Genomic DNA, 8209 nt, shown 5'->3' with positions numbered 1-8209 from the left:
CCACTGGCGGGTGTCCAGTCCGGACCACCGCGGTGCCGGTTGGGCTGAGGCGGTGGCCGGCGCGAGGACCGCGGAGGAGACGACGACGAGGGCTGCGACCGCCGCGGCCAGCGGACGGCGGGATCGGGTGGCGGGAAAGCGCATGAGCGGAGGATAAACCGGAAGAACATTGATACCGGCCGCTATGCGACTCCCATGTCAGGCAGCGCTCGGCCCCGCACTTCGTCGAGTATCACGAAGATGCGGTCGCCGGCGGCCCCGGGAAACAGCATGTCCGGCCCGGTAGGTGAGTGGTCGGTGAACGGTGATTCGTAGAGTCGGGCAGCGGGGACCACCCCGTTCGCGGTGAGTTCCTCCACGATGAGCTGGATGAACCGGATTTCCGTGGCGGAGTGCGTGGAGTCGGACAGAAACTCAGAGAACGCCTCTGTGGCCGCTTGGCGGTCGAGCCCCACGAGGGAGCGGACGAAGAGGCCCAGGCCGTTGGCCTCCTCCCGAGCACGAGCGACGTCCTCGGGGCCGCCCGCGCCGGAGTTAGCCAGCATCTCTTCTAGCGACGCCAGGTCGGCCTCGGTGAGCTGCTTGTTTCGTCGCAACTTCTGTAGGGCGATATGGTCCTCGTGCTCAAGGAGGTATGCCCGGGACTTGGCCTTGAAGCGCTCCCAGTTGGTGCCGACTGCCATCCCGGGCAGCTCAACTATTGATCCCTCGCCAAGTTCGTCCTTGAAGTTGGTGTAGACGACAGCGCGCGCCGACTTCTCCAGGAAGCGCACGAGCCCGCGGATCCGGAGTCGCGCCAGCTCGAGCATGGACAGCGTCACGTCCTGCCACCATTCGTCCTCCGAGACTTCAGCGAGGAGCTGCTGCTGCGCGGCGACCGCCGGGATGGCGGTCTGGGACAGGAGACTTCCGGCGATCTCCTGGATCTGCCCCCGCGTCCTCTCGGCCGTCACGTGGTCGTCGTCGAGAACTGCAAGTTGGGTCCGGAGGAGCAGTAGATCGAACCGCTTGGCTTGTTCGTCGTCGTCCTTCACGGTCGAGGGCACGCCCGCGAGGTGCTCGGCGACCTCTCCCGCGCGCTGGGGGGTGAGGCGGTCCCAACGCGCCCAGTCCTGGTACTTCAGGACCCACTCGCGCTTGGGCCGGACCAAGAAGTTGTCGAGGTTCATGCCGGCGACGATCTCGTGGAGGTGCCGGGCGGTGGCATCGCGGAGCTCGGGGTCGACCGGGCTGCCCCCCTGGCCCGGGGCAGACTGGTCCAGGGCGGAGACGAGTCCGAGCCGCGCTTCGAACAGTCGCTGACCGAGAGACTTCTGCACCGAACCCTCGCTTCCGGCACCGGGTTGGTTGAAGTATTCGAGGTTCATGCAGAAATCGAAAACATAGAAGTTCTTCTTGTCCTCCCCGGGCCCGTAGAGATCCGGCGCCAGGCGTGTCCCCCTTCCGATCATCTGCCAGAACTTGGACGCCGACCGGACCATCTTGAAGAACACGAGGTTGACCACCTCGGGGACGTCGATCCCCGTGTCGAGCATGTCAACACTTATCGCGATTTGCGGGAATTTGTCCGTCTCGGAGAAGTCGTCGATGAGGCTCTGCGCATACTCGGACTTGTAGGTGATGATTTTGGCGAACTCGCCCTTGTATTCCGGGTAGGCCAGGTCGAAGCGCTCCCAGATGAACTTGGCGTGGGCGTAGTTCTTGGCAAAGATGATCGTCTTGCCCAGGCGATCGCCACCAGCCACCTTGTGGCCGTTCTCCATGAGGGTTGCCAGCACCTTGTCCACGGTGTCGGCGTTGAAGAGCCAGCGGTTGAGTTCCTCGGGGTCGATGTCGGTGGGCGCTTCGTCGTCACCCCAGTCCTGGAGGTCCCACTCGTCTTTCTCGGCCTCCGACAGCTGGTCGTAGTGGATGCCCTCGCGCAGGAACCGGGTCGGCACGGACACTCCCACGGGCGGCACCAGGTAGCCCTCGGCCACGGCGTCGTCGAGGCCGTACACGTCGGTCGGGACGCCGTCCTCGAGGCGGAACAGGCTGTAGGTGTTGCGGTCGACCTCGTCCTTGGGTGTGGCGGTGAGGCCCACGAGCAGCGAGTCGAACCACTCGAAGATAGCCCCGTACTTCTGATACACGGACCGGTGGGCCTCGTCGATCACCACGAGGTCAAAGTGTCCCGGGCCGAAGGTGCGGCGACCGTCGTCGGTCTGGTTGATCAGCCCCATCATCGTGGGATAGGTGGAGACGTAGACGCGCCCCTCCTGGTACTTCTCGGTGACCAGATTGACGGTGGTGGCCGACGGCAGGTGCGCCTTGAACGCGGACACGGCCTGGTTGACCAGGGCCACCCGGTCCGCCAGGAAGAGCACGCGCTTGACCCAGCCAGCCTTCATGAGCTGGTCCACCAGCGCGATCGCGACGCGGGTCTTGCCCGATCCGGTGGCCATCACCAGGAGCGCCTCGCGCTGCCCTTGCGTGAAGACGTCGTCGACCGAGCGGATTGCATGCTGCTGGTAATGCCGCTCCACGATGGTCTTGTCGATGGGCGTCGCCTCGAGCGGCGTTCGTGAATGCCGGCGCTGCACGGTGAGCTCCAGCTCGCCCCGGGTCAAAAAGCCGCTGACGCGGCGCGCCGGGTACATCGCGTCGTCCCAGAGCCAGCGCTCGAACCCGTTGGTGAAGAAGATGACGGGGCGACGGCCGAACTTCGCTCCCAGACAGTCCGCGTAGAGCTTGGCCTGTTGCTGGCCGATCGTGGCGTCGGCGAGCGATCTCTTGGCCTCGACCAGTGCCAGGGGCAAGCCGTCCTCTCCCCAGAGGACGTAGTCGACGAATCCCTGCCCGGTGTCGTTGGGCATCCCGGTGACGGGGAACTCGCGGTCCCGCGCGTCGGTCAGGTCCCACCCGGCCTCGCGCAGGTCCGCGTCGATGAACTGGCGCCGGGTCTCGGCCTCACTCACGTCGAAGGTCGGCTCGGGGGCGTCCTTGATCTTCTGAGCCTGCTGGACCTTGGCGATTAGCTCGTCGATCTGCGCCTGCAGCGCGGAACTGGTGGCCTTCTCCGCCGCGAGCGCGGCGTCCTTGGCCTCTAGGACGTTGTTGAGCTGGGCGAGTTCCGCCGCGGTGAGTGGGGGTTGGCCGCCCGTGGCGGCGGGTGCCGGAATGAGCAAAGGATCGTACGACGACGAGGTGGGCACGTCGTCAGGCGTGGACGAGTAGCTGTAGGCGGCCCATTTGAGCAGGTCGTGGAGCTGCCGCAGTATCTCGAGGGCGGACGTTTCCTGGATCTCCTTCTTGTCGTGGACCGCGCGGTTGCCGGCCCGGCGGATGACCGTGGCTTTGGACACGATCTCCGGGCCGACCGAGGCGATGAACCCGGGGTCGCCGAGCCGCCCGCTGAGGTCGGAGTTGTACGGCAGCGGCAGTCGCTCGAGGTCGAAGATCAGGACCACAACCTGCTCCAGGACCCGACGGGCGTAGAACACGCTCACACGTGGGTCGGTCTGACCATTCGACTCCGCCTGGATGGCGTCCGCACGGACACTGCCCCACTCGGCGGGGACAAAATCGAAGTTGGTTGTCATGCGGTCTCCTCCAGCAGGTACTTCGCTCCGCGCCGCTCGCCGACCATGCGAAGTGCACCCTTGTCGACCATTCGCTTCAAAATCGCGCGGGCCTGTGGGGGCGTGTTCTGGCAGAGTTCGGCTGCCTGGGCGCGGGTGATCGATCCGTAGGCGGCTACGTAGTCGAGGATCATGCGTTCTAGTTGAAATGGATCGGCGCCCTTGACTCGAACGTAAGCGCTCCGGTCATGGGCCAGATCGTAGAAGCGGGCCGTTAGATGAAGACTCCGGCTTCGCCCTGTCCCGCGAGACTCGACAATGCCCGCTTCCAGGAGAGACGTGGTGATTCGCCGGACGGCGGAGGACGGCAGATCGAGCGAACTCGCAAGCTCCCCGGGACTGAGCGACCCCGACGCCTTCACCTCGTGGATCACTCGCAGTTCGTCGAGGGTCAGGAGTCGCTGGTTGTCGTTCTCGTATGTACGTAGGAAGCGCACGAGATCGAGGTCTGAGGTGCCGAGAGGGATGCTGACGACTACCGAATCGAGGGTCGTCCCCGAATAGTCGGGGGCGTCGCGACCGGCGCGAAGTTGGTGTTCGAACATTTCGTTGACCCCCTTCCCTTTGCGTTCCACCAATCCTGCGCGGAGGAAAGCGGAAGCGAGGAGGACGCTCCGGGGCTTGGATTGTTCGAGGATGTTCGCCACCGTAACGCCGGGGGGCAGGCCACCCGGATTGGTAACGATGAAGTCGTCGTCGGTAATTTGGACTCGTGTTGGTCCGAGCTCGGCGTAGTCGCGGTGGACCAGTGCGTTCGCCACCGTCTCGCGCCGGGTGATCTCCGGTATGAGGGGGATCTCCAGGCGATGGAGCCCGACCAAAATTTCGGTTGTGGTGTTCCGGGAATCGATCCGGCTCCTTAGCTCCTCGGCGACCTTCACCAGTGGGCCGACGATGTGGTCATTGGTCGAGCTCGGTCCATGCCGAAGATCTTGGAAGAGGAACTCTGCGTTGGGGATCCAGCGGCGCAATGCGTGGTTTTTGCCGAATAGAAGGATGGCCCCGATGCTGATTGGAGCGGAGTGCGGTTCGAGGCCGAGAGCCCGCAAAATATCGAGGTCGCCCAGTTTCGCGATGGGGTCGCCGGTATCGGCACAACGGTGTCGGAACCGGTCAAACTCGTCGGGGTCGAGATCGTCGAGCGTTGCACCCCGCGCGACCGCTGCCGCGAAGTCCTGGCCCCGAGTGACCATCCCCAAACTCACAATTTCGTGCGCGGTCATCGGGAGGCACTGGGGCTCCCCCTTGGTGTCGAGTACCCGCTTCGTGAAGACGCCGTCCTTCGTGCCCGTCGGACCCGGGTCGGCGATAGGGACGTCGATCCGAATGATTTCGTGATCTCCGTAGTGGTGTAGCGACACGCTCACTGGGAGTGGAGGGGTGGTCGTGTTCAGAATGACGGCGGCCACCCGGTCGGGATTGGTTGCGTCTCCGTGCCGAGGGCGGGCACCGCACACTGTCCCGTCGTCTTCGACCCCGATAAGGAGGGTCCCACCCTGGGAGTTCGACATACAGGAGACCGCCTTGACCAGCTCTTTGTCGAAGATCTGGGATTTGAACTCGATGGTGAGCGACTCGCCCTCGGCAAGAATGGTCTCGATGTCCACGACGCCAATCTAATGCATAGCTATGACTGGCGAGGGCAGATCGGCTGTCGGAGTCATAACTTATGAAACTTTTGGGCTCGGGTCGTGTAGGCGGCCATGCTGCTACTCGAAGAAGTCCTCGTCCACCTCGACGATGTGCACCGTCTGGTTCACCTGCACGCCCACGCCGTAGCGGATCATGAGCGAGGCCATCCGCTTGCCGTCGATGAGCACGACTCGAGTTGGGACGGAGTCGGCGTAGGCGCGGGCGCCGCTGCTGAAGCGCGCGGTGGTGATGAACACGCCCTGGTTGGCTTGATTTCCGTGGAGTGCGCCGACGAAGGCCTGGATCGTGGGGCGGTCGATGGTTGAATCGAGGGCGTAGCGCTTGGCCTGTACATAGATGCGGCTCAACCCGAGAGCGTTCTGGTCGACGATCCCGTCGATACCGCCGTCGTTGGAGAGCTGGGTGCGGGTGGCGGTGCCTTCGGCACCGCCGTATCCCATGGCCATAATGAGGTCGAGAACCGCTTGTTCGAAGAAGGCGGGCTCGTTCGCGTGGAGCCGATTGAGCAGGTCGGTCGCGACAGCAGAATGCAGGCGTTCCACACCGAGCGACACCTGCTCCACCGGGTCCAGCTCCGTCAGGTCATCTGGAGGATCAACAACCGTAGAGGGCGGTACAGCGCCATCAATCGATGGGAGGTCCTTCTCCTTGATCCCGTGCGGATGGTCGGTGCACAGCTTCCGCCCCGCGTCGGTGATGCGGTAATGCCCGCGCACCGGCCGCTCAGCGGCGCCGGCGCGATAAAGGTACGAGAGAGCCCAATTGGCGCGATTACGGTACCGCTGCTGGCCGGAGGGGATCGTCTCTAGCCGCTCCTCCGCGCTGACGCCGAGCAGGTCGGCGGCAGAAGCGCAGATGTCGCGGGCGCGGTGTACCTCGCCGTCGAGGAGCACCTGCAGCGCGGGGGCCATGTACTGGTCCCAGGTGGGTACTCCGCTCATCGAGCATCCTCGATCTGGTCCAGCCCAAAGTGCCCGCCCAGTCGGTCCAAGGTGAACTCCTGCCGGAGCTTGCAGGCGCTGTTCTGGTTGGCAAACATCCCCTTGACCCAGAATGCGTCGGACTGCGGCACGGCAACGGTCCACTCCACGGGGACGACATACTCGTCGTCGTCGCTCTCATTACCGTCCTGGTTCACGCCGTCGGGCGAGTGCCGGTACGGGGCGTTCAACTTCTGGTCCCGCAGCCGCACCCACTGCCCGTCGACCTCGACCATCGCGTCGTCGAACCGTGTCGCTTCCCGCAGCACGGTGCCGACGGCCACGTATCCGCGCTTGGGGATGTGGACGTTGACCCGGGCGTCGACGGGGAGCGAGCGCAGCGAATCCGAGTACCAGCTCCCGCCGCCCGCGGAGACGAACCCGTACCGGCGGCCGTCCTCCCACGAGCGGCTGGTCTCGTCGCCGAAGGAGACAAACCAGTCGATGCCGTTCCACTCCGCCTTCTTGCCCTTCGCACCCCGGGGGCCCGACGCCGATCGATGCGTTCCCTCGTCGTCGCCGGCAAGCCACGATCGTGCGAGGTAGCGGCGGCCGTCGTCCTCGAGGTGGGTGAAGAAGACGACGTTGACGGGCACGCCGAATTCGCGGAGGTAGGTGACGATCCGTTCGGACGACGAATCGAGTTCGGTGGCCACCACGACGAGGTTGATCGACCCGTTGACTTCGTCGGGAGCGGAGATGCCAAAGACCTCCTCGAACGCGGTCTCAAAGGGCCTGGTCAGCTGCGCGTTGGCCAGCTCGATGACGGTCTCGCGGTCCAGGGTCGAGACCCACGAGCCGTAGTCGAGGACCTGTGCCACCACATCGCGGGGCGTCTTGTCCCGTTTGAGTTCGAGGACATGCAGGTTGCCCTCGACGTCCATGGCCAGGAGGTCGATGTACTTCCCGTACGGCGTCCGAACCTGACGCCCGACGACGAGGAGGCGCTCACCCAGGAGAGTGGGGTCCTGCTCCAGGAACTCTTCGAGCATGGACTCAGTGGGCAACTGGCTGGCGCTGAGCCGCCGCGGTGTCCCGCCGTCGATCCGCCAGATCCCCATCTCGACGGGCATCAGAGTTCTCCGAGGAAAGCCCGCGATTCAAGAGACCTCAGCAGTTTCTCTAAGGACGCCTCGCGCTTGCGATAGCGTTCAACTTGGGTCCTCGCATTTCGTAGCCGGATCGAAAATTTAGTCTGACTCTCGAGATCAGGAACTGGAACCTTAATAGTTTTGAGCGATTTAAAGTAAATCGCCCACACACTGGTTGTGCCGGATTTTCGAGCATCAAGCTGTTGTCGGCCGCCTTTCGACCACAAGAATTGGTGGATAAAATCCGGATGCACCGTTTCGGCGAATCGAAGTCGAAGAATGTTGTTGTTGAAGATCGTGACGGGCCCGCGGTACACAGTCGACTTTCCAACAAGATTTCGAGCATTTCTTGTGTTGAATATTAAGTCGCCCTCGCGCAGTGAGTACTTTTCGAATTCCTCTGGGGAGCAGTCGACGCGAGTGGCCCTACTAAGATCTAGGCCGCCCGCGCTCGTAATGGAGTCCATCTTCAAGTACGAGAATTCTCCTAGGGGGCCCAGTTCCGATGTCCTCTTATCAAGACCAAGTTGATGCTGCGCTATCAGGTCGCCTAGTAGAACTGTTTCGCAGTTCCTGTCGCTAAACATCTGGTGGAACACAGCCTGCCCGAGCGACTCGAGAAGTGATGCGGCTCTTCGGGTATTTTCTAACTGCGTATTAGCGCGATCGAGTATGGCGGCAATGCGGCGCTGCTCAACGAGGGGGGGGAGAGGCACAACATGTTTCTTTACATCGCTCGGCTTGATGAAGGGCTGAGCCGAACCGGACCGAGGCCATCTGGTCTCGTTATTCAATATGTGCCAGAGATATCTGGCGCTTACGTCCCTTTGCTCAGGAAGGATAACCGGCTCTTCGCATCTGAGCG

General features: G+C 63.4%; 5 protein-coding genes. All 5 read right to left on the bottom strand.

Going from position 1 to position 8209, the window contains the following annotated elements; genetic code table 11:
* Nucleotides 1-182 precede the first annotated feature (182 nt).
* Nucleotides 183-3581, bottom strand: coding sequence for a DEAD/DEAH box helicase family protein (locus G6020_RS06005; protein ID WP_182609990.1), 3399 nt, complete (start codon nucleotides 3579-3581; stop codon nucleotides 183-185).
* Complete coding sequence (locus G6020_RS06000) at nucleotides 3578-5227, bottom strand: crosslink repair DNA glycosylase YcaQ family protein (protein WP_347238318.1); 1650 nt, start codon at nucleotides 5225-5227, stop codon at nucleotides 3578-3580. The genes G6020_RS06005 and G6020_RS06000 overlap by 4 nt, the downstream gene beginning before the upstream one ends.
* 102 nt (nucleotides 5228-5329) lie before the next feature.
* Nucleotides 5330-6184: a restriction endonuclease gene (locus G6020_RS05995; RefSeq protein ID WP_206682206.1), complete on the bottom strand. Its 855-nt coding sequence runs from the start codon at nucleotides 6182-6184 to the stop codon at nucleotides 5330-5332.
* Nucleotides 6185-6210: 26 nt separating this feature from the next.
* Complete coding sequence (locus G6020_RS05990; protein ID WP_182609988.1) at nucleotides 6211-7326, bottom strand: endonuclease NucS domain-containing protein; 1116 nt, start codon at nucleotides 7324-7326, stop codon at nucleotides 6211-6213.
* The coding region (locus tag G6020_RS05985; protein ID WP_182609987.1) for a restriction endonuclease subunit S at nucleotides 7326-8209 on the bottom strand (884 nt) is incomplete at its 5' end. The genes G6020_RS05985 and G6020_RS05990, both read right to left, overlap by 1 nt.

The organism is Dietzia sp. B19, assembly GCF_014145155.1.
Taxonomy (GTDB): Bacteria; Actinomycetota; Actinomycetes; order Mycobacteriales; family Mycobacteriaceae; genus Dietzia; species Dietzia natronolimnaea.
Note: the sequence above shows the minus strand (reverse complement) of the source record. Positions and strands in the feature narration are given on the sequence as shown.